The following is a 22,875-nucleotide window of genomic DNA, read 5'->3' as shown; positions in this document are numbered from 1 at the left end:
TATCTGTCACAAAACTGTAATTGTCTGAATCTAAATTATTAGCTTATGCGTATTACTATGAAAAAAATCTTACCGTTATTAATTATAAGTTCGTTATATTTGGTATCCCAAGAAGATACCAATGAAGATATAGAAGAAATTGTTGCCGTTGGAACAAAAGCAAGCCTTAAATCTGCGCTTGATAAGCAGAAAGATTCCAATCAAGTGGTTTCAATTGTTGACTCCGATGCAATAGGAGAATTTCCTGATGAAACAGCTGCTGAAGCAGTAAGAAGACTTTCTGGTGTCTCTGTTGAGAACGACCAAGGTGAAGGTAGATACATCACTTTAAGAGGTATGTCAGGAGATCTTAATGGAGTAACACTTAATGGCGCTACGGTACCAGCTCCAGAGGGCGGTAGAAAAGTTCTACTCGATGGTCTCCCAACTGAACTTCTAGACTCTATTGAAGTTTATAAAACTTTAATCCCTTCACAAGACCTAGAAGGTATAGGTGGAAGAATTGAATTTAAAACAAAAAAAGCTACTGAATTAGATAAGAGATTAGTAAAGATAAAATACGATCAATCATATAACGATTTTTCTGGTGAAGCAGATAGCCCAAAGTACTCATTGACATATGGTGAGAAGTTAAGTGATGCTTTTGGTGCTATTTTGGGGTACACATATCAAAGTAAACACATAATCTCCAATAACAATGAAACAGGTTATGAGCCATGGGGCATTGCTGATAATGGAAACAAATACCTAGCTAGGGACTGGGAAATGAGGTTTTATGATTTAACTAGAGAAAGGCAAGGTTTTACTGCAGATTTTGACTTGGCTTTAAACGATGACACTTCACTTTTTTATAATTTCTTATTTAATAAATATGAGGATGATGAGATTAGATTTAAAGATGAATATCGCGCAAGAAATTTAGTAGAGTCCTCTGTTACACCTACTTCTGCATCATATCAAAGAATTACCGCAGATAAAGAAACAAGAAAAAGAATAGAAGTAAGAACAATTGAAACCAAAATTTTTGGGGGTGAGAGCAGACTAGGCATGTATAACACCAAATTTCAATTTAGTGAATCTTTTGCAGAAGAGGATGATACCAATAATGTTGATGCTAAATTTCGAGCTCAGTGTCGTATTAGAAGCGGTGATGATATTTGTGGCACCTACAGCTGGGCAAATCCAAAATTTATAAGCTTATCTTTAGCACCTCGAGGACAGATGCTTACTGATCCATCAGAGTATGACTGGGACGAGCTGGAAATAGATTATGGTTTAATTCAAGATCGTGAAGATGCTTTTAAAATTGATTTTGAAAGTGATCCGTTCGATTTTAATGGGAATGTCATGTCAATTGAATTTGGCGCTAAATCAAGTGAAAGAATTAAATCAAATAAAGAGGGAAATTTAGATGGTTCAGGTGATGTAGCACAAGGTATGTTAACTTACTCACCCTCAGCACCAAATAACTTGTGGTATTTTCCAGAGGCACTATCTTTTTTTGCTGATCCTTCATTAGTCTTTCCTTTGCAAAATCAATTTAGGCCTCTGGATTTAGATCTTGCAGATTTCTGGAGCACTAAAGAAGAAATATTTGCACTGTATTTCATGGCTACTATAGAAACAGATAATGCTGTTGTTGTGGCTGGTTTTAGAAACGAAGATACGTCATTTGAAACTTATGGTTTCAACGATGGAGATCAGCAAGATAGACTAGAATTTGAAAATGACTATAGCTTTTTAGCACCAAGTATTAACGTAAAATATTTCTTGAATGATAAAGTGCAATTAAGAGCTGCAGCTTATCGTTCGCTTTCTAGGCCAGGATTTGAACAAACTGCACCAGTTCCTGATATTGGTGATGGAAATGGCGATGGTGAGTGGTCTGGTTCGATGGGTAATCCAGATCTTAAACCATATGAAGCCAATAATTATGATTTAGGATTTGAATACTATGGAGATGAATCATTCTTTTCTGCAGGTCTTTATTACAAAGATATATCTAACACTATTTACCCAAGAGTGCTTGGCAACCAGATAGTTGGTGGAATTTTCTTTTCAGATTTAGAGACCTTTGCCAATGCAGGAGATTCATCAATCCTTGGATATGAGCTAAATTACTTTACAGAACTCGATGCATATTTACCTCTAGAAGGGTTCTTTGTGTCAGCTAATGTTACATATAATGACGGAGAAAGTGATTTTGCTCCAGGAGGAGATAATACTGAAACATTTACTATTCCTTTTAGAAAACTTTCAGAGGAGGCAGCTAATTTTTCTCTTGGTTATGATAAAGGAAAATTTGATATTAGATTTTCTGTAAATTACAGATCAAGTTATCTTGATTACCTTGGTGACGAAGGTGAAGAATTATTCAATGATGACTTTGGATATGGTTATATGAGATTTACTGACGATTATTATTCTTATGATCTTGTTGCAAAATATAAATACACAGAAAATTTATCATTAAGATTTGAAGGAAAAAATTTAGATAATAGACCAGAGTTCTATTATTGGAATTCTCCTGATAGACTATCTCAGTATGATGAATATGGTTACTGGATGTCATTCGGCTTTAGATACAATTTCTAATTTATTTAATAAAACCCTTAAAGCGATAATTTTGTTTATCGCTTTTATTCTGCTTTCTGCTTGCGGTGGTGAGAAAGAAACTTTTGTAGTTGAGTATGACTATGAAACACCTCCAATAGCTTCAGAGGGAGATGCTGCAGACGATCCTGCAATATTTCTAACTGAAGGAGATCCACTTATCCTAGGTACTGATAAAACTGCTGGAATGTATATATATAGTTTTACCGGTGAAGAACTTGCTTATTATGATAACGGAAAGCCAAATAATGTAGATGTAAGAGATTCATGGTTTGCTTACACAGACAGGTCAGATAATTCTGTCCAGTATGCAAAATTATTTGAAAATATTTCTTTAGCTGTATATCCAGAAATAAATATTTATGGCATTTGCATAGGTATAGTCGATTCCGAGTTAAGGGCAATAGTGACTGAAGAAGAGGGTGTAAATATTCAGTATTGGAATTTAGAGAAACAAGAATTAATTAAAACCATAGACATTACAGCAGATGAAGAAAATGTTCCTGCTGCTGGCAATGAAGCAGAAGGGTGTGTATTTGATGAAGAAAATGGACATATATTTATCTCAAGAGAAGGAGCAAGAGGTATTTTAAAAGTTTTTGATACAGAAAACCTTGAGCTAATTAAACAAATAGATTCTAGAGATGGCAATATTGGTGGCGATCCTGAAGGAATTGCTGTCTATAAAACAGGTGCTAAGGATGGATTTATAATCCTATCATCACAAGGGGATAATAAATTTAATATGTACGACAGACAATATCCCTTTGATTATCAAGGTTCTTTTCAAATTAAAGATGTGGAGCATACCGATGGTTTAGATGTAACAGCAGTATCTTTTGAAAGGTTTCCTAAAGGTTTCTTAATTGTTCATGATGGAGAAAATCTTCCAGATAATCAAAATTTTAAAATTGTTGATATGGAAAGAATTTTAAAAAAAAAAGTAGCTCCTGGCTGGATGTATTAAAAAGTTTTAGCAGGGAAAACCCATACTTAGCTCCTCTTTTATTAACTTTCTTAGGTTTTTTCGAATCTTTTGTAATTACTGGTGTAGTTTTTCCAAGTCTCTTTTTGTATTTATTAGCTGTTTTCCTTTATCTTGAGGGAATATCAAATATCTTCTTAATCACAATTTTTGCATATGCTGGATCATTTATAGGAGACCAATCTAGCTATTTGATGGGAAGAGTGTTTGGCACAAAGATCTTCGAATGGAATTTTTTTAGGAAGAGAAAGGAAAGAGTTGAAAAAACAAAAAATTGGTTTGAAAAATATGAATTTGGGGCGATACTTCTCGGAAGAATGACACCTAGCATCAGACCTTTTGCACCGTTTTTTGTAGGTTCATTTAAGCTTGATTATAAGAAATTTCTATTTTTTGACTTATTGGCTTGTGCTATATGGGGTTTGGGTTTAGTTCTTTTGGTAGTACTATGGGAATATATAGCTAATTTATTCTAATGTTGTATTTTGTTGGCTTAATCTCCATTGTTTTATTATCAATCTTATTGCTTAACTATTTTTTTAAAGAAGGCTCCAAAAACATGTTTAAAAGCTTATTAGTGCGATTTATGGCAATTGTTTTAACAATCATTAGTGTCATTATATTAATTAGGCTTATAAGGACTTTTTTATGAGTCAAAATTCAATTTTTTTAAAGATTAAATCAGGAGAAATTCCTGGAAAAATTGTTTTCGAAGACGATCAGTGTTTTGCTATTGAAGATATTAATCCACAAGCGCCCGTTCATGTGCTCATTATTCCAAATAAGGAAATAGCGAAAGTGTCCGATTCAGAAGAGAGTGATAAAGAGCTTCTTGGTCATCTCCTGCTAGTATCAAAAAAAATAGCAGATAAATACAATCTCAATGATAATTACAGGCTAGTAATAAATAATGGTGCAGATGCTGGGCAAAGTGTTTTCCACATACATGTTCACCTGTTAGGTGGACGAGGTCTCACGTGGCCTCCAGGCTAATAGAAATAGGCACCAATCATCAGAATGATTATCACAATCCCAATTATTCCAAAAAAAATTACAATATTTCTTAATACAGTTTTATCATCCATGGGTAAATTATAAATTCATTATGATTAGAATCGAACCTTACAAAGACGAAGAAGTTAACGATATTTTAAAAAAACTTCTAGCTAATACAGAATTTTTATCCTTCGTTGAAAAAAATTTGAATAATAAAGAGTCTAAATTTCTATCTCTTCCTGGTTCAAAATTTTTAGCAATGCAACTTTTCAAGGGCAAAATAAAAAACATACATACGGTTGATGATTTTCAAAATCAAATGAAAAAAGTTCTATCCTCTGTAATAGATAAAACAATCGAAAAATTCACTTACAGTGGTGTTGAGAGGCTTGATAAAACAAAACCATATCTATTTATTGGAAACCACAGAGATATTACCCTTGACTCTGCTTTATGTAACAACGCAATAACTGAAAACGGTCATGAGACTACTTTTAATGCAATAGGAGATAATCTAGCTGATGTTAGTTGGATGGGCGATCTATTGAGATTAAATAAATGTTTCATCATTCCAAGAAGTGGTGAATCGAAAAAAGAAATATATTCAAATTTAATGAGGTCTTCATCCTTTATAAAGGAGACCTTAGAAAGTGGCAACCATGTTTGGATTGCGCAAAAACAAGGTCGCAGTAAAGATGGAAAAGATTTTACCGATTCTGCAGTCCTAAAAATGTTACATATGTCATTGCGCAAAGAAATTTCATTTGAAGAAATTACAGATAAATACAATATAGTTACGTGTTCAATTTCATATGAAATCGATCCATTAGCTAAAGAAAAAATAACCTCCCATTCTGAAGAAGAGAAAAAATATGGTGAAGATGTAAGTCATATCTTTAAGGGAATTATGAATAACAAGGGACAAGTGCATCTTTCGATTGGTGAGCAAATTAAAGGTAGGTTTAATGTTGAAGAGCTTACTAAAAAAATTGATTCTGAAATAATTAAGAACTATAAGCTTTGGGAAACAAATGAGTATGCATTTAGATTCCTTAAAGACAATACGCATGATAGTAGCCTCAAAAGAGCAAAAAACTATTATGATGAACTTTTAGCTACTGTGACTAAAGATGAACTTAACGATATAATGACTCAGTACGCTAATCCAGTTTTAGCAAAAGAAGGATTAAATCTATGAGTGATGATCAGTTTTACGATAACGATGAAGAGAAAGAAAACTCTTCGACAGACTCTGTTGTTGCATTAATTATTATTTTAGTGGGTGTCGCAGCTGCTACAATTTATGTAAGTTCATTATGAATTTAAATCTTGAAACCTTATTTAATGTTAAAAATAAAACCGCTGTAGTAACGGGTGGCTCAAGAGGAATAGGAGCCATGATTACTGAGGGTTTTCTTGCAAATGGTTGCAAGGTTTACATAACAGCAAGAAAAAAAGAGGCTCTTGAAGATAAGGCTAAAGAATTAACTAAAAAATACAATATTGATTGTATTCCCTACTGTGTTGATCTTTCGACAGTTGATGGTGTTAATGAATTTGCTAACTTCATTACTGAAAAAGAACCCGATGGAATAAATTTTCTTATAAATAATGCTGGTGCAGCATGGGGAGCAAAGCTGGAAGAATATCCTGAAGATGGCTGGGATAAGGTAAATAACATCAACGTAAAAACTCCTTTTTTTCTAACCCAAAAATTAGTTAAAAATTTAGAAAAGAAAGCCTCTAGAGAGGATCCTACAAGAATTGTTAACATTGCCTCAATAGATGGAATAAGAGTAGGAAATATAGGTGAAACTTATGCTTACTCAGCAGCAAAATCCGGAATTATTCATCTAACGAAGCATCTGGCTAAAATTCTTGTGGAAAGAAATATTGTTGTTAATGCTATTGCTCCAGGTCCATTTGATAGTCATATGTTGGGGAAAGCAGTAAATTTCGATTACTCATTTATTGCGGATATGAATCCCCGCAAAAGAATTGGTTCGCCTGAAGATATTGCTGGATTATGCATTTATCTTTGTTCAAGAGCGGGAGCTTACACAGTAGGTGAAACCATTACTTGTGATGGTGGCATGGTTAATACTACTTAACTACTTGAAAGATAATTTTCTGCATCAAGAGCCGCCATACAACCGAATCCAGCACTAGTTATCGCTTGTCTATAGGTATAATCTGCAACATCACCAGCTGCAAATACTCCTGGAACTGAAGTTGATGTTGATCCAATATTAAATCCAGTATTTGTTTTGATATAACCACCTTCCATATCTAAATGGCCTTCGAATATATCTGTGTTTGGTTTATGACCAATTGCAACAAATACACCCTGAACGTTTAGTTCGTTTAAATTTCCATTGTTGTCTTTAACTTTAATGGCATTGACTACTTCATCTCCAATAACTTCATCAAGATTTGAGTTTAGTACCAGTTCTATTTTGCCTTCCTCAACCTTTTTAAAAAGGCGATCTTGTAGGATTTTTTCAGCTCTAAACTCATCTCTACGGTGAATAACATTAACTTTTGAACAAATATTAGATAAATAAAGAGCCTCTTCAACAGCTGTATTACCTCCACCTATAACAGCAACCTCTTGGTCTTTATAGAAAAAACCATCGCATGTTGCACAAGCACTGACACCTCTTCCTAAAAAAGCTTTCTCTGATGCTAATCCTAGATATTTTGCCGAAGCTCCTGTTGCAATAATTAATGAATCAGAAACATATTCCTCTTTTTCCCCAGTAAGAGACAAAGGATTTTTTTTGAAATCTACTGCTTTAATGTAATCATTGATTATTCTTACATTATATTTTTCTGCATGCTCTTTCATTCTATCCATTAGCTCTGGCCCTTGAAGATTGTTGTGATCACCTGGCCAATTTTCCACTTCCGTAGTAGTGGTAAGCTGTCCACCAACCTCTAAGCCAGTAATTAAAACAGGATTTAGATTAGCCCTTGCAGCATATACAGAAGCAGTGTAACCAGCAGGTCCTGAACCGAGAATTATTAATTGTTCTGCCATTTTTGTTTAAAAAAAGAGTACATTAGGTTTTTTTAGTTACAATATCTTAGCATGTCAATAGATAGAATTTATAGGGAGTTTTTTGGATTTTCTTTAATCATTTTCTCTTTATTTCTTTTTGGTAGTCTAATAACCTTTTCTTACCTTGATACAACTGAAGACTTATTGATTGTAGATAAAGAATTTAAAAATAACTTTGGTTTTCTTGGTGCACTATTTTCTACGAATTTATTTTTCAATTTTGGTTTAGTTTCATTTTATTTAGTGTTTATTTTATTTTATTTTGGTTTGCTTTTTTTCTTTAATTATTCTGAAAAGGATGCGTATTTGCATGTTTTAGACAATATAAATAAATTTCTTTTAGGTTTATTTTCAGTTCTACTTGCATGTATTTCGGCGTCTGCTTTTATTACTGCTGATTATTACAACTTTAATTATTTAGATATAAACAATGGAGGGAGAGCTGGTTTAAATCTTATTGAATCTATGTCACTTTTTCTTCCAAAAATGTGGCTAGGCACAATTTCATTTATATTCTTTTTATTAGTTCAATATTTTGTTTTCTCAGATATTGTTAATGCGCTTAGATCATTTTTATCGCCTAGCAGTAAAGATAAAGAAGAGACTGCAGTTCCAGAGGTTAGAGAAGAGCCTATTGAAACCTCTCCTGAACCAACACCATCAAAATCAATTAGTGCTAAGCCTAAAGAAGTAAAGAAAAAAGTTGTTGAAAAACCTGTTCAAAGAGAAGATTTTATCGATTTGCTTGATCAAAAAGAAGATATGTCGACAGAAGTTACTGAGGAATATCTAAATGATTTATCAGAAAATCTTACAATCAAACTGCGAGAGTTTGGAATAGAGGGTAATGTTGAAAATAATTTGCCTGGGCCAGTAATTACTAGATTTGAAATTAGTCTTGCACCAGGAACGAAAGCTAGCCAAGTTTCAAATATTGCAAATGATCTAGCAAGATCTCTTGCAGTCAAAAGTGTAAGAGTTGTAGAGGTTATAGAAGGCAAATCTACTATCGGAATTGAGATACCAAATCCAAAAAGACAGATTGTATCCTTATATTCAATTATGAAAGAGTTCAAACAGAATGAACTAACTTCTCTAGAATTTTGTGTTGGTAGAGATATTTCTGGGCAAGCATCAAAAATTAATTTACAGCAACTTCCTCATTTGCTTATTGCTGGAACAACAGGCTCCGGAAAATCAGTTGGAGTAAATACAATCTTGTTAAATTTATTAAGAAACAATGATCCAGAAAAATTGAAACTTTTATTAATTGATCCAAAGATGTTAGAGCTATCAGTTTATGACGATATTCCGCATTTAATAACTCCGGTTATAACTGACATGCAGAAAGCTTCTAACGGATTAAATTGGTGTGTTAAAGAAATGGATAAGAGATATAAACTTATGTCTATTTTAGGTGTCAGAAGTTTAGAGGGATACAATGAAAAAGTTTCTAACCTTAGCTCTATTTCAGATGATGTAAGACAACAACTTGAAGAAGAAAATCAAGCTGAAATTAAAGAACTTCCATACATAGTGGTAGTCATAGATGAGCTCGCTGATTTGATGATGGTAACAGGTAAGAAAGTTGAACAATTAATTGCAAGGCTTGCACAGAAAGCAAGAGCATCAGGCATTCACTTGGCTATAGCTACCCAAAGACCCTCAGTGGATGTAATTACAGGATTAATCAAAGCAAATATTCCATCTAGAATGTCATTTCTAGTTTCTTCAAAAGTTGATTCCAGAACTATTCTGGATCAAGGTGGAGCAGAACAATTACTAGGAAAAGGAGATATGCTTTTCATCGAACCAGGCACTTCAATTCCAAAGAGAATCCATGGAGCATTTGTTTCCGATGGAGAAGTGCAAAGAGTTGCAAAAAAAATGAGAGAACTTGGACAGCCAACCTATATTGAGGAGGTTATAAAATCACCTGAATTAATAGAGAACCTTGAGGATTCTGATGGAGATGATGAACTTTACAATCAGGCTGTTGAATTTGTTGTTGAAACAAGAAGAGCATCAATATCATCAGTTCAAAGAAAATTTAGAATTGGCTACAATAGAGCTGCTCGTCTGATAGAAACTATGGAAGAAAATGGAATCGTATCTCCAATGAATTCAAACGGCTCCAGGGAAGTTTTATGATTGATTTAAAGCTACTTAAAAACAATCTTAAAGATATTGAAAAGAAAATTAACTCTAGAGGTGAGAACTTCGATCTAAGCACTATTGTTTTAGATTATGAAAAAAAGAATTCATTACAAATTGAGATTGAAGAACTTAGAAATCAAAAGAAACAAGTTTCAAAAGAAATTGGTGAGTTAAAAAAAAATAAATCTAATTCATCAGAACAAGAAAAAAGGTCAGATGAATTATCTACTAATCTAACTAAATTAGAAAAATCATTTGAAGAAATAGATGAAAAAGTAAATAAAAATCTTTCATTGATCCCAAATATACCCCACGAGAAATGTCCGAATGGAAGTAGTGAAGAAGATAATGTTGAAGTCCATAGAAAAGAGTTCAAGAACCCAAAAACTAATTTAGATCACGTTGAAATAGGTGAAAAAATTGATTGTATAAATTTTGATGATGCAACAAAAGTCGCAGGGCCAAGATTTGTAGTTCTCAAGGACAAGCTGGCGCAAATGCATAGAGCATTAATTCAATTAATGTTAGATGAAGCTATGAAAAATAATTATCAAGAATGTTATGTTCCTCATATTGTAAATTCGAATTCTTTATTTGGAACTGGTCAACTGCCTAAGTTTGCGGATGATTCTTTTAAAGTAGAAAATGAAGAAAAATATTTGATCCCCACTGCAGAAGTACCTTTAACAAATCTTTTTAGAGATAAACAATTAGCAGTAGATGAATTGCCGGTAATGGTTACTGCACACACTCCATGCTACAGATCAGAAGCAGGAAGTTATGGAAAGGATACTAGAGGCATGATCAGACAACATCAATTTGAAAAAGTTGAATTAGTTCAAATTGTTCATCCAAGTAAATCTAACAACGCATTAAATAGTTTAATCTCTCATGCATCCTCTATTCTCGATATGCTTGAAATTTCATATAGGCATGTTGAATTGTGTACAGGTGATTTAGGTTTTTCAGCTTCTAAAACCATCGACATTGAGGTTTGGCTGCCTAGCCAAGAAACATTTAGGGAGATATCCTCTTGTTCTAATTTTACAGACTTTCAAGCTAGAAGAATGAATATAAAGATTAAAGACGAAAAAGAAAAAATTTTAGCTCACACAATTAATGGCTCTGGTTTAGCTGTAGGCAGATGTTTAGTGGCTATTATGGAAAATTATTTTGATGATAATAAGGGTTTAATAGTTCCAGAAGCTCTAAAAAAATACGTAAATTTCGAATTTATTCCACTTAAGTAAAACGTTTTCAATTTTCTTTGTAAATTGTCACATTTATGTAATAAGATAAGGTTTATATAAACGCTTTTATGCGAGGATTCTAAATGAAAAAAATACTCTTATCGTTTATGGCGATATTCATATCGCTTTCTGTGTATTCTCAAGAAACTACATCTGATGTTAAAGGATTTGTTTCTGATTCAAGTGGAAACTCTGTAGGGGGGGCGTCTGTATCAGTGGTATATGTACCTACGAATGCAGAAGCAAAAGCTTCCTCAAACAGTGATGGATACTTTGTAGTATCAAACTTAAAGTCTGGAGGACCATATAGTATTGTGGTTGCTTCTGCGCAAGGTACTAAAAGATATAACGATGTCTTTTTAAGTGTTGGTGCAGCTCTAAGTCTTAATGTTGTTCTAGAAGCAACAGATGAGGTAGTGGCAACTGCAAGTTTGATTACTCGAAATGTAGCTCCTGGACCAAGTACGGTTTTTAATCTAGCTGATATTGAAGCAGCTCCAGCTTGGGATAGAGATATTAAAGATGTTATTACCCAAGACCCACGTATTTTTGTAGACGAAAGTCAGTCATACAGAGGTTTTAACTGTAATGGATCAAACCCTAGATACAACGCTCTCTCAGTTGATGGGATTGGATTAAACGACGGATTTGGATTGAACAGTAATGGTTATCCAACTTCTAGAATGCCATTCTCATATGATGCAATTGAGCAAGTTTCTGTTGAGTTCGCGCCATATGATGTTATGTATGGTGGTTTTGCAGCTTGTGTTGTTAATGCTGTAACAAGGTCTGGTTCTGATACAACTAGTGGTAAATTCTTCTATGAGTTTGTTGATGATAGTCTGCAAGCTGATTCACTTGAAGGAGATTCCTTAACTATTAACCCATACGAAGAAACTAAATATGGTTTCACTCTTGGTGGTAAAGTTCCGGAAGTTGAAAATCTTTATTACTTTGTTGCTTTCGAACAGTACGATGACTTTGATCCATATGAAAGAGGTTACGTAGGCTCTGGACAAGCAAATGAGTCTTCTTGGCTGTCAGAGGCTGACTTTAATAGAATTAGACAAATTGCAAAGGATGTTTATGGATTTGATCCTGGTGGTCTTTCAAAAGGATCTCCAAGTGAAGATGTAAAGCTACTTGCTAAATTTGACTATTTCATTAGTGATCAACACAGAGCTGAAGTTGTTTTAAATTACAACGATGGATTTGAAATTACTCCAGCTGATTCATGGACTCCAGTATTTGAGTCACATTTCTATGAAAGAGGTCACGAATTACAAAATTTTCAAACCAAAGTTTTCTCACAATGGACTGATGACTTCAGCACCGAAATAAGAATAGGGTATAGAGACTTAGCAAATAGACAGCTAGCTGTAAGTGAAGACCCTGATTTTGGAGAATTTAGAATCTACAATGTTGGTGGTGTTGGAAGTGTTTATCTGAGTGGTACTGACGACTCAAGACAAGCAAACCAAATGTCATGGGAAAATACAACCTTATCGTTCAAAGGAGAATACTTAGTAAACAATCATTTATTCAAATTTGGAATGGAGCAAGAAGATCAAGATATATTTAATATATTTGTTCCACATTCAAGAGGTGGTGAATACAGAGTTTACGGTGGTATTGATGCTTTTGAAGCAGGTGATGTTAGAGCTTATTACGGTAACTCACAGAGTTTAGATCCAAAAGATTCAGCCGCTGTTTGGGGCTATGGTATTACAACATTATTTTTACAAGATGATGTAGAAATTAATGACAGAGTGTCAGCATCTATCGGTGTAAGACATGAGTCATACCAACAAACTTCAAACTGTGAAAATGCTGCATACTTTATTGCTGCATATGGATATGGAAACTGTAATACTATCGACGGTCTAGAACTAACTATGCCAAGACTCTCAGTTAATTTTGATTTAACAGATAGAGTTTCTGCCTATGTTGGTCACGGGGTGTTTACAGGTGGATATCCAAATGTGTGGTTATCTAACACAGTAAGTAATGACGGTGTTAAAGGATTACAGTTTAATGCTAGAAACACAAACCTTCTAACTGATGCGCTTTGTACTAACCCTGTAACAGGTAAAACTGGACCAGGATACGGTATTCCATGTGCTCTGCTTGATAGAGTTACAAGTGGTGGTGTTGGTTTTTACAGTGACTACCTAGATCCAAACTTTAAAATTCCAAAGAATATTAAAACATCATTTGGCTTAAGAGGTTCATTCGATCTTGATCTTGCAGATGGATTGCTCATAGATGATATTGGATTTTATGTAGATTATATTTCTGGAAGAAGTGTAAATGCTCCTTATGTGCATACTGGTGAATTAATAAATCTTGGTAGCGACTTTGCAGGAGTACCTATTTATGACAAAAAACCTGGTGCTGGTTATAACAACCTTGAGTATAGTAACCAATCTACAGAGGGTGAATACACATCTTTGGCTGTTGGATTTTCAAAAGAGTGGGCAGAGCAAGATCTCTTCCTAAGCGTTGGATATGCAGAAGTTGAGGCACTAGTGGGTAACCCAATGAATTCTTCAGTGGGATACAGTAGCTGGACATACTTTAATGATGTAGACAGAGATAATCCTTCATTGGGTGTTTCACAATTTGAAATACCTGAAAGAATGTCTGCTTATATGAGATGGTCTCCAACTCTTTTTGCTGATCTTGAATCAAGGTTTAGTTTAACTTGGAGTCATAACAAAGGTAGACCATATAGTTTTGTCTTTAATGGTTATCCAGATATGAGAGGTGATGCGTTAGACGGTGATGGTGATAATATGCTTCTATATGTCCCTACAGGACCTAATGATCCAAACGTGGTTTTTGCTGATGGCTTCGATACAGATGCTTTCTTTGCAACAATGGATTCTTATGGTTTTGAAAGAGGTGCATTTGTTGATAGAGGTCAACATTACTCACCTTGGTATGCAAGGCTCAACTTTAAATTTGAGCAAATGCTCCCAGGTCTAAGAACTAACGACCAATCATCTGTGTTCTTTACAATTAGAAACCTTGGTAACTTCTTAAATGATGAGTGGGGAATTTATAATTTCCAATCTGACCATGACATTGTTGATGGTCAAGCTCTAAATGATGGAGTTGATCAATACTATATCTATAGAAACTTTAGAGGTTTAAGAGATAAAGGTAGATCAGGAAGAGGTTCTAGTTACTTAGTTAAAATCGGTTTCTCATACCGTTTTTAATTAATTGCTAAAATTGAAGGGTGGCTTAGGCCACCCTTTTTTTTTGTGTAAATTAAAATGTATAATTTGGCATGGAACAAATTCCAACCATCAATTACCACGACTTAAAATCTAATAATGAAGAGCTCTCTAAATTCTTGGAAGATTCACTTAACGATGTGGGTTTTTTTGTTATAAAAGATCATCCAATCAGTTCAGAATCTATCGATAAATTATTCAATTTTACGCAGGAATTATTTGATTTACCTCTAGATGTGAAAATGAAATATCATTTAAAAGGAACAAATGGAGCCAGAGGCTATACCCCTTACGGAATTGAAACAGCCTTAAATAAAAACGTACCAGATCAAAAAGAATTTTGGCATCAAGGTTCATGCTCTAACCCAGATTTGGCAAGTAATTTGACCATCAATGAACTTGAAAATTTCGATGATATAAATTCTCTGTATAAGGAATTTGAAAAACTTGGAATAAAAATTCTTGAATCTATTTCAAACTTCAATATTGATTTTAATGCTGATTTAAAAGAAATTGCAGTTGACGGAAATTCTGTTCTTAGGTTACTTCATTATCCACCTGTTGATGCACAGAAAAATGATGATAGAGCACATGCGCATAATGATGTAAATTTAATTACATTGCTTGTTGGAGGTAATGAAGGAGGGCTTGAGGCACTTGATAAAAAAGGAAATTGGGTTGAATGTAATTGTGAGAAAAATGAAATTATATGTAATGTTGGAGATATGCTGGAGATAATTTCAAATAAAAAACTTAGAAGCACAGCTCACCGTGTTAAAACGAAGAATAATGAAGATAAATCAAGATATAGCATTCCTTTTTTTCTCCATCCCCGACCTGAAGTAATTCTTGATCCAGAAACTAATTTAACAGCTAATGATTTCTTAAATAAAAGGTTAAGTGATATTAAACTAGGGTAGACATGGAATATTATTTACAGGTTTTAATTGGAGGTTTAGTACTAATTGCTGTAACTGTTCCTCTCTCAGATAATTACAAACAAATTAAAGTAAAAAATATCTTTTTTGCTATCTTAATGATGTTTGTTTTTGCTTTCATTTTATTAAATGACTTTGTAAATAATTTTTTTGAAGCCTTAAGCAATGGGGTAGCAAAATTATCTTCAGCAACTGCAGAGGGTACGAGTTTTCTTTTTGGTTCATTATTTGAAGCACATCCATATATATTTGCGCTGAATGTTCTGCCGTTGATTATTGTGATGTCATGTATAAGTGCTCTTTTATGGCACTGGAGAGTTTTACCCTTAATTATTAAAGGGTTGTCTTATGTTTGTGAAAGATTATTCAATTTAGGTGGGCCAGTTTCTTTTGGTGCAGCAGCAAATGTATTTGTTGGCCAAGTTGAAGCCCCACTTTTTGTCAGGCCTTACCTTAAAACTATGAGTAATAAAGAACTGCTCATACTCATGACTGCAGGCATGGCAACCGTTTCTGGTTCAGTAATGATTGCTTTAGCAGGTCAATTGGAAAATCAATTTGAGGGTTTAAATGTAGTTCAACATTTCCTCACAGCATCAATTCTATCTGTGCCTGCTGCAATAATGTATGCAGAAATCATGAGTCCTTCAACTGATGTAACTCATAATTTGAAAAGCTCAGAAGAAAAAAATATCTATCAAGGCTCTATGGATGCTATTACTCGAGGTACTAGAGATGGGCTAGGTATTGCAGTAAATGTTGCAGCTATAGTCCTTGCGGTTCTAGCTCTTGTTTCTATCGTTGATGGATTCTTGTCAATTTTCGGAGATATATCTCTACAAAAGATCCTTGGCTATATTTTTGCACCAATATGTTGGCTTATGGGAGTGCCATGGAATGAATCTGCAAATGCAGCAGAACTGCTTGGAATTAAATTAGCTACTAATGAATTTGTAGCCTACATACAATTTGGCAGTCTTGACCCTGAATATTTCACTGAGCGAACAAAGGTTATTCTTTTATATGCTCTTTGTGGTTTTGCTAATTTCTCAAGTGTAGGTATTTTAATCTCTGGTATCGGAGCAATGGCACCAGAAAGAAGAATTGACCTTATAAAAGTTTCAGGTAAAGCATTAATTGGTGCAACTCTTGCTTCGTGTATGAGTGGGCTAGTTGCAGGAATTTTTGTTTAGATAATCTTAGTTAATTCTCTGTAATGTTTACGGCAGTAAACCTTATATTTATCAGCACCTATATCAATTTGATTACCTTCCAAGACAATTTCTCCATCCTTGTCATATCTTGCAATCATTGTGGCTTTTCTGGAACAAGAGGGGTACTCGCATATTGTCTTAAGTTCGATAATGTTATCAGCCAGTGAAAGTAGAGCCAAACTTCCAGGAAAAAGCTCTCCTCTAAAGTCTGTTCTAATTCCGTAACACATAATAGGAATATTTTTTTCATCACATATTCTGCAAAGCTGTTTAACTTGTTCAGATGTTAAGAACTGTGCTTCATCAACTAAAATGCAGGACACTCGCTTTTTATTTTCTTTATAAACATAGTCTATAAAATCAAATTTCTCACTAAATACATAAGCAGGTTTTTTTAGACCTATCCTAGAGTGAATGAATGAATCATGTATTTTTGCATCAACTTCAGGTGTAAATAGCAAAACATTAAGATCTCTCTCTTCATAGTTATGGCTAGACTGAAGTAGGGAAGTGGACTTACCCGCATTCATAGTGGAGTAGAAGTAATGAACCTTAGCCAAAATTTACTCTTCGTCGCGTTTAAAAAGGTTTTTTAAACTAAATCCTTTTGGCCTTGCTTCAAGAAAAATATAAAGAGCAAAAAAAACTAAACTCCCAACCAAGACATAGATTGCATCCATAGTTTGCTATTCTAATATTTAATTATTTCTTCTACTAGAACAAAACTTTAAATACTATAACTAATCTGGAGAGATGGCTGAGTGGTTTAAAGCGCTGGTCTCGAAAATCAGTTGGCGTGAAAGCGTCTCCAGGGTTCGAATCCCTGTCTCTCCGCCATTATTTATTAAGGGTTAATTCTTGGTTCGGTTCCAAGGCCTGCGCCATAGACAACAGCATTAAGCCATACACGATTTGTACCTAAAGTTGCGCCCCTAAAGTTTGGCTGCCCTGAAAATAAAATCAATTGACCCTTACCAATTCTCTCTCTTGTTAGGTAAGCTGAGTTTGCGATTCTTTGTGCTGCCTCAGGCCATAATAATCCACTCATTCTCACATTTAACTCTTTACCAGGCGGAATATCAGACCAGTTAATAGTTGAATAGGTATTTGCTTTTGCAGAGTCTGAAAAAACACCAACTCGTATAGGCGCCTCAGAGCTATCATCTGACATTAAAACAGGATTGCTCCCGTAGAGGAGTGGTAGTGTGCTATTTGTTCCAAATGTAAGCCAGTGTTCTTGATCTGTTCTTCCTGACACAAAGGCACCTGATGGCATAAAGATTGATTGCCAGTTATCTCTATATGCAAGTTGGGATGGAGGATATTTACCTTCACTTTGCTCCCAAGGATAAGCTGTGTCTAAGTCAACTTTATTACTATTTACGCTTTCTATATCTAATTCTTCATAAAGTGCACTCAATTCTCTTTGCAACGAAATATTATATTTTTCACTCTCTTCAAATGTATTTTGAAGAAGTTTTACTGAGCCAATACCCTGTTCAGAAGCTAGAGCATAAGAACTAGCTGCATGAGCAATTAAGGTTCCTCCTTGCTCCATCCAATCGCTTAAAACCTTTTTCTCATACTCACCCATATCTCTGTAACCGCTAGGCAAGATAATAGTGTTATATCTTCTCAAGTCTGCGTAGTTAACAAGTGAAGCATCTATTTGACTATGTCTAATACCAAGATGATGATCTAGTGACCACCAACTAACACCGACATCATAAGAACTAAAACCTGATTGACTAAGAATTGCAATTTGTGGTCTTTCAAGTAAACGAAAATGTCTTCCGCCCCAATCCGGTAACTCTTCTGCACCAAAACCAGATTCAATCGATAATACAGAAATATCGAGTTCTGTGGCAATACTGTTTACTGTTTCAGATAAATCCTGATATTCTGGATTATCCATAGCAAGAACAGCGATACTCCCTCTTGATAAAAATTGTTTTGAAAGTAGTGCTTCTTTATCAATAATCCTGACTTCTACACCTTTTTCCATTAATCTTGCGGCAAAAGCTACTGAATTATCGTCAACTCCGTCAACAGCCCAAATAATAGCTTCTGGATTTGTTTTAATAGAAACATTTTGTGGGCTCCATTCTTTTAAACCAACTTCAAGATTAGATGGAACTGTGACAGCTTCAAGCCCGTACATCATTGTTAAGTTGAATGCAGTAGTGTCATACATTATAGATGATCCATCTTTAAGACTTCTAAGTCTCTCTTCAGCTAAGACTGATTCTATAATGTCAGCATCAAACTCTAAGATAGCTGCAATTAACGGTGCTTCAGGTTGTAAATTTGGAATTATCATACTACCTGCAGGTATTACGTAATTTGCTTCAACATCTCCAGTTTGTTGTAGAACATTTCTTGCTCTTATTGCTCTTTCATTTGTATATATTTCAATATCTTGAGCTTTAAGTTTCTCTGCTAGAGTTTTTAGTCTGCTATGATTTTTTGTTGGTAAAATTACAAAACTCTGATTGGCATATTCGCTGTCTTCTGAAATATTATATTTTCTGCCATCCCAAAAATCTTCGTACATAGCTTTAGTATATTTTGCTAGGGTTTCTAGATTTGCTAATGTGCTTACATATTGATGATGAACGGATTCTTTATATGATTGAATAGTGCCTTCAGGTCTACGAACTCCATCCTCTGCCATTCTTGATTGCTCATATAAAATTCCCAAGCTGCCTCTGAATTGCACGTAAAAAGAATATCCAGGATATAGATCCTCATGCCATTCCCCAGTGTAAAATCTCCAATTTCTTTCATCGAAAGCTTCCGCTTGATCCTGTGCAAAAACATTTCCCCACTTAATTAGATCTCTATCAATATTTGAATTAATAGGTTCTCTTGGTGGGCCTGTCATGAAAGTATCTTGTGCACCCATTTCATGGCCATCAACTAAAATTTGTGGTCGCCACTTATTAATCAAAGGAACTCGTCCTTGAGTCTCAGGTTGTGTTAAATAAAACCAGTCACGATTTAAATCGAAGAAATAATGATTTGTTCTTGAGTAAGGCCAATCTCCAGTATGAAGTAATGACTGATCATCATAATTTGGCGCTGTTCCACGATATAGCTCCAATGATTTAGCAAATCTATCTCGGCCATCAGGATTCATCATTGGATCAACTATAACTATCATATTTTCAAGCAAATCAACTACCTCAGCATCTTCGCTAGCAATTAAGTGATAAATTATTCCAAGAGCGGCATCTGCTCCTGATGTTTCATTACCATGAATTGAATAAGCCATCCATGCTATTGCAGGTAAAGAAGCTATTAATTCCTTAGCTTCTGAATCCGTTGTATTTCTAGCATCAGCTAACTTGGATATATCCTGCTCAATTTCAGATAATCTATCTATATTAGATGGAGATGAGATGAAAACAGCAAAGAGAGGTCTGTCCTCATGAGTTCGTCCATATTCAATAACTTTAATACGATCACTTTGTTTTTGGTAAGCCCTAACTGCTTGAGAAATTTGAAGAGGGTTTGCAACTCTTTCTCCTAACCCAAAACCTAAGAAATCATCTGGATGTTGAATTCGTTCTGAATAATTTCCTTCAAGTATTTGATCTTTATAAAGATCTTTAGAGAAACTTGTAGGCTTGGTAAGTGGATCTGAAAAAAGATTTAACGAAAGTACAAGAAAAGATAAAAAGTAGTTTAATTTGTTCATGACATTAAGATTACATTAATTTAGTGATAAAAATTGCAATATATCGAATATATAACGGATATTGTTAGTTTGTTCGCTAATTTGTCACAATCTTTTCCTTATTTTCTTGCATTTGCTTTATTTCCTTTGCACTATTGAGTATTAGGGGTCAAAAAGCATGGAGGGCGAAGTGAAAAAATTTTTGATTTTATCAACTTTTATACTTTCTTCTGTATTTGTTGAAGCACAAGATTCAGCAGATGCACAGAATGTTGAAGAAGTTACAGTTGTTGGAAGTAGAAGTGAGGCTAGATCACCTCAAGATACCTTCTCACCTGTAGACGTTATTTCTGGTAGTGAATTCCAAAATAATGGTGATACAGATTTTGCTAATTTAATGAGAAATCTTGTTCCATCATTTAGCGTGAATGATCAACCAATAAGTGATGCGGCAAGCATTATGAGACCAGCTAACTTAAGAGGCATGTCTCCAGATCATACATTGCTGCTAGTTAATGGAAAAAGAAGACACAGAGGGAGTGTTTTAACATGGTTAGGAGCATACATTTCAGATGGTGCACAAGGACCTGATGTATCAGCAATACCAGCTTCTGCAATTAAATCTGTAGAGGTTCTAAGAGATGGGGCATCTGCTCAATATGGATCAGACGCTATTGCTGGAGTTATAAACTTTAACTTAAATGATAACTCTGAAGGTGGATTCCTCGAATATCGTTACGGTCAATACGGAGAGGGTGATGGAGAACAAAGTTATCTTATGGGTAATTACGGATTACCTATGGGTGATGGTGGATTCTTTAATACAAGTTTTGAATATGGAAGCCAAGATGCAACAGTAAGGGCAGTGCAAAGGGACGATGCTGCAGGATTAATTGCTGATGGTTACCAAGGTGTTCCAGATCCAGCAATGCCATGGGGACGACCAATTGTTGACGATGATTTAAAAGCATTCTTTAACTTTAGAGCACCTATGGGTGGTGGTGAATTTTATGGTCACGGAAACTACAACAGTAAACATGTAGATGGAACTTTTTACTACAGAAACCCAACTAATAGAGGTGCTGTTTACAGTAACGATGGTGGGGCAACTATGCTTATTGGAGATCTAACTCCAAATGATGGACAAACTTGTCCAACTGTTACTTTCACAGGCTCAACACCAGATCCAGTAGCATGGGCAGCAGTCCAGGCAGATCCTAATTGTTTTAACTTCCAAGAACTAATTCCTGGAGGATTTACTCCAAGATTTGGTGCAGACGTAGAAGATAGATCGGTTCTTCTAGGTTTTGATGGAGAATTTGAGAATGGTATGACTTTTGACTTCAGTTATTACTATGGATATAACGAGGCAGATGAGTTTTTAAACAATTCAGTTAATGCTAGTTATGGTCCAAATACTCCAAGAGATTTTGATGTTGGTGCTGAACAGCAAGAAGAAAATAATTTAAATGCTGACTTTACTTACCAATACTCAGATACAATTTTCGTAGCTTTTGGTTACGAGCACCGAACAGAGGAATATTCACTTGTAGCAGGGCAGCCTGAATCATATTTAGACGGTGGGCTTGCAACACAAGGGTTTAGCTTATCTTCAAATGGTTACCCTGGATTCCCAGCAGCTGCAGCAGGTTCATGGCAAAGAGAAAATGATGCTGTCTATTTGGATTATGAAAATGACTTTTCAGATAATTTAAGATTAGGAGCAGCTTTAAGATTTGAGGATTATGATACTTTTGGAAATACAAGCAATTATAAGTTTGGATTCAATTACAAATTTTCAGATGGGCTAGGTGCAAGAGGTACATTCAGCACAGGATTTAAAGCGCCAACCCCTGGTCAGGCTAATGCGAGAAAAGTATCTACAGTCTTTGATTCTTCAGGAGACTTAGTTAACGAGGGTGTGATTCCTTCAACACTTCCACTTGCAGTTCTGTATGGAGGAAAAGTGCTTCAACCAGAAGAGGCAGAAAACATATCACTTGGCTTCTTTGGAAGTTGGGGAGAAGTTGATTTTACAGCAGACTTTTTCAGAATTGTTGTAGAGGATAGATTAGTTGTTTCTGCAAACTTTGCATTATCTGATGCAGACATTGCAGATCTTATTGCTCAAGGTGTTCCTGGAGCAGGGGATTTTCCTACATTTAGATATTTCACAAATGACTTTGATACTAAAACCAATGGTTTTGATTTAAATGCTTCATTTGAAACTGAAAACTATGGAGGAACAACTTATTGGAATGCAAGTTGGAGCCAAAATAAAGTAGAAATTACTGATGCTGGAGCAAATATTGATGCTTTAGCTGAACAGTCATTTAAAGGAGTTACCCCTGATGATAGAGGTAACTTCACAGCAAATCACTTCAACGGTAACTGGAGAGTTCTTGGTAGAGCAAGTTATTGGGGTGAGTGGTTTGATACATGGCAAAATGCTTACTTAGGTTCACCAGGTCAATTTGGTGCAACTTGGGTTTTTGACATGGAAGTTGCCTATGACATGGGTAACAGCTCTGTAATGATGGGTATAAACAATGTATTCGATAACGTTGGTGACAGTGTTACCAAAGTAAATGCGTGTCCATCAGGAGGTTCATGTGCAAACGTATTCGGCCTAACTGATGATATATATGGTGGTATTCTAGGACAAGTTTATAGTGAACTTGCTCCGATGGGTATTTCTGGACAATTTGTATATCTTAGATACAGATATAACTTTTAATAA

General features: G+C 34.8%; 15 protein-coding genes and 1 tRNA gene. 13 read left to right on the top strand and 3 right to left on the bottom strand.

Features of this window, described 5'->3' with window-relative positions; translation table 11 throughout:
* The first annotated feature begins 57 nt into the window (after positions 1-57).
* From M9B42_02670 to M9B42_02645, 6 genes are all read left to right on the top strand, one after another.
* Positions 58-2,595 (top strand): TonB-dependent receptor, encoded by a 2,538-nt coding sequence (locus M9B42_02670; protein URQ64747.1) that lies wholly within the window; start codon positions 58-60, stop codon positions 2,593-2,595.
* A complete protein-coding gene (locus M9B42_02665; GenBank protein ID URQ64746.1) occupies positions 2,546-3,580 on the top strand; it encodes a phytase in 1,035 nt (344 codons plus the stop codon). Before M9B42_02670 ends, M9B42_02665 begins: the two co-directional genes overlap by 50 nt.
* 104 nt (positions 3,581-3,684) lie before the next feature.
* Positions 3,685-4,074, top strand: coding sequence for a DedA family protein (locus tag M9B42_02660; GenBank protein ID URQ64745.1), 390 nt, complete (start codon positions 3,685-3,687; stop codon positions 4,072-4,074).
* A gap of 172 nt (positions 4,075-4,246) precedes the next feature.
* Positions 4,247-4,591: a histidine triad nucleotide-binding protein gene (locus tag M9B42_02655; protein ID URQ64744.1), complete on the top strand. Its 345-nt coding sequence runs from the start codon at positions 4,247-4,249 to the stop codon at positions 4,589-4,591.
* Between the two features lie 112 nt (positions 4,592-4,703).
* Entirely contained in the window at positions 4,704-5,792 is a 1,089-nt protein-coding gene (locus M9B42_02650; GenBank protein URQ64743.1) for a 1-acyl-sn-glycerol-3-phosphate acyltransferase, read from the top strand.
* Positions 5,793-5,910: 118 nt separating this feature from the next.
* Positions 5,911-6,705, top strand: coding sequence for an SDR family oxidoreductase (locus M9B42_02645; protein URQ64742.1), 795 nt, complete (start codon positions 5,911-5,913; stop codon positions 6,703-6,705).
* Here the strand turns inward: M9B42_02645 and trxB are convergent.
* On the bottom strand, positions 6,702-7,634 hold the full coding sequence (gene trxB, locus M9B42_02640) for a thioredoxin-disulfide reductase (GenBank protein ID URQ64741.1): 933 nt from the start codon (positions 7,632-7,634) through the stop codon (positions 6,702-6,704). The genes M9B42_02645 and trxB overlap by 4 nt on opposite strands.
* Positions 7,635-7,685: 51 nt before the next feature.
* Between trxB and M9B42_02635 the strand changes: the two genes are divergently transcribed.
* The 5 genes from M9B42_02635 (at position 7,686) to M9B42_02615 (ending at position 16,435) form a co-directional block, all read left to right on the top strand.
* Positions 7,686-9,806, top strand: coding sequence for a DNA translocase FtsK 4TM domain-containing protein (locus M9B42_02635; protein URQ64740.1), 2,121 nt, complete (start codon positions 7,686-7,688; stop codon positions 9,804-9,806).
* A complete protein-coding gene (gene serS, locus M9B42_02630; GenBank protein URQ64739.1) occupies positions 9,803-11,062 on the top strand; it encodes a serine--tRNA ligase in 1,260 nt (419 codons plus the stop codon). Before M9B42_02635 ends, serS begins: the two co-directional genes overlap by 4 nt.
* 83 nt (positions 11,063-11,145) lie before the next feature.
* Positions 11,146-14,286 (top strand): carboxypeptidase regulatory-like domain-containing protein, encoded by a 3,141-nt coding sequence (locus M9B42_02625; protein ID URQ64738.1) that lies wholly within the window; start codon positions 11,146-11,148, stop codon positions 14,284-14,286.
* 71 nt (positions 14,287-14,357) lie between these two features.
* Positions 14,358-15,224 (top strand): isopenicillin N synthase family oxygenase, encoded by an 867-nt coding sequence (locus M9B42_02620; protein URQ64737.1) that lies wholly within the window; start codon positions 14,358-14,360, stop codon positions 15,222-15,224.
* A 2-nt stretch (positions 15,225-15,226) separates the two neighbouring features.
* Positions 15,227-16,435 carry a Na+-dependent nucleoside transporter gene (locus tag M9B42_02615; GenBank protein ID URQ64736.1) on the top strand — a complete coding sequence of 403 codons (1,209 nt, stop codon included), beginning with the start codon at positions 15,227-15,229 and terminating at the stop codon, positions 16,433-16,435.
* Here the strand turns inward: M9B42_02615 and M9B42_02610 are convergent.
* Positions 16,432-17,016: a thymidine kinase gene (locus M9B42_02610; protein ID URQ64735.1), complete on the bottom strand. Its 585-nt coding sequence runs from the start codon at positions 17,014-17,016 to the stop codon at positions 16,432-16,434. The two genes, M9B42_02615 and M9B42_02610, sit on opposite strands and share 4 nt — an antisense overlap.
* A gap of 187 nt (positions 17,017-17,203) precedes the next feature.
* Here M9B42_02610 and M9B42_02605 point away from each other — a divergent pair.
* A tRNA-Ser gene (locus M9B42_02605) sits at positions 17,204-17,293 on the top strand.
* Positions 17,294-17,300: 7 nt separating this feature from the next.
* Here the strand turns inward: M9B42_02605 and M9B42_02600 are convergent.
* A complete protein-coding gene (locus tag M9B42_02600) occupies positions 17,301-20,156 on the bottom strand; it encodes a M14 family metallopeptidase (protein URQ64734.1) in 2,856 nt (951 codons plus the stop codon).
* Between the two features lie 169 nt (positions 20,157-20,325).
* Between M9B42_02600 and M9B42_02595 the strand changes: the two genes are divergently transcribed.
* Positions 20,326-22,872: a TonB-dependent receptor gene (locus tag M9B42_02595; GenBank protein ID URQ64733.1), complete on the top strand. Its 2,547-nt coding sequence runs from the start codon at positions 20,326-20,328 to the stop codon at positions 22,870-22,872.
* Positions 22,873-22,875 lie beyond the last annotated feature (3 nt).

Source organism: SAR86 cluster bacterium (assembly GCA_023703535.1).
Lineage (GTDB): Bacteria > Pseudomonadota > Gammaproteobacteria > Magnimaribacterales > TMED112 > TMED112.
The sequence above is the reverse complement of the archived record's forward strand: the minus strand, read 5'-3'. Positions and strand labels throughout refer to the sequence as shown.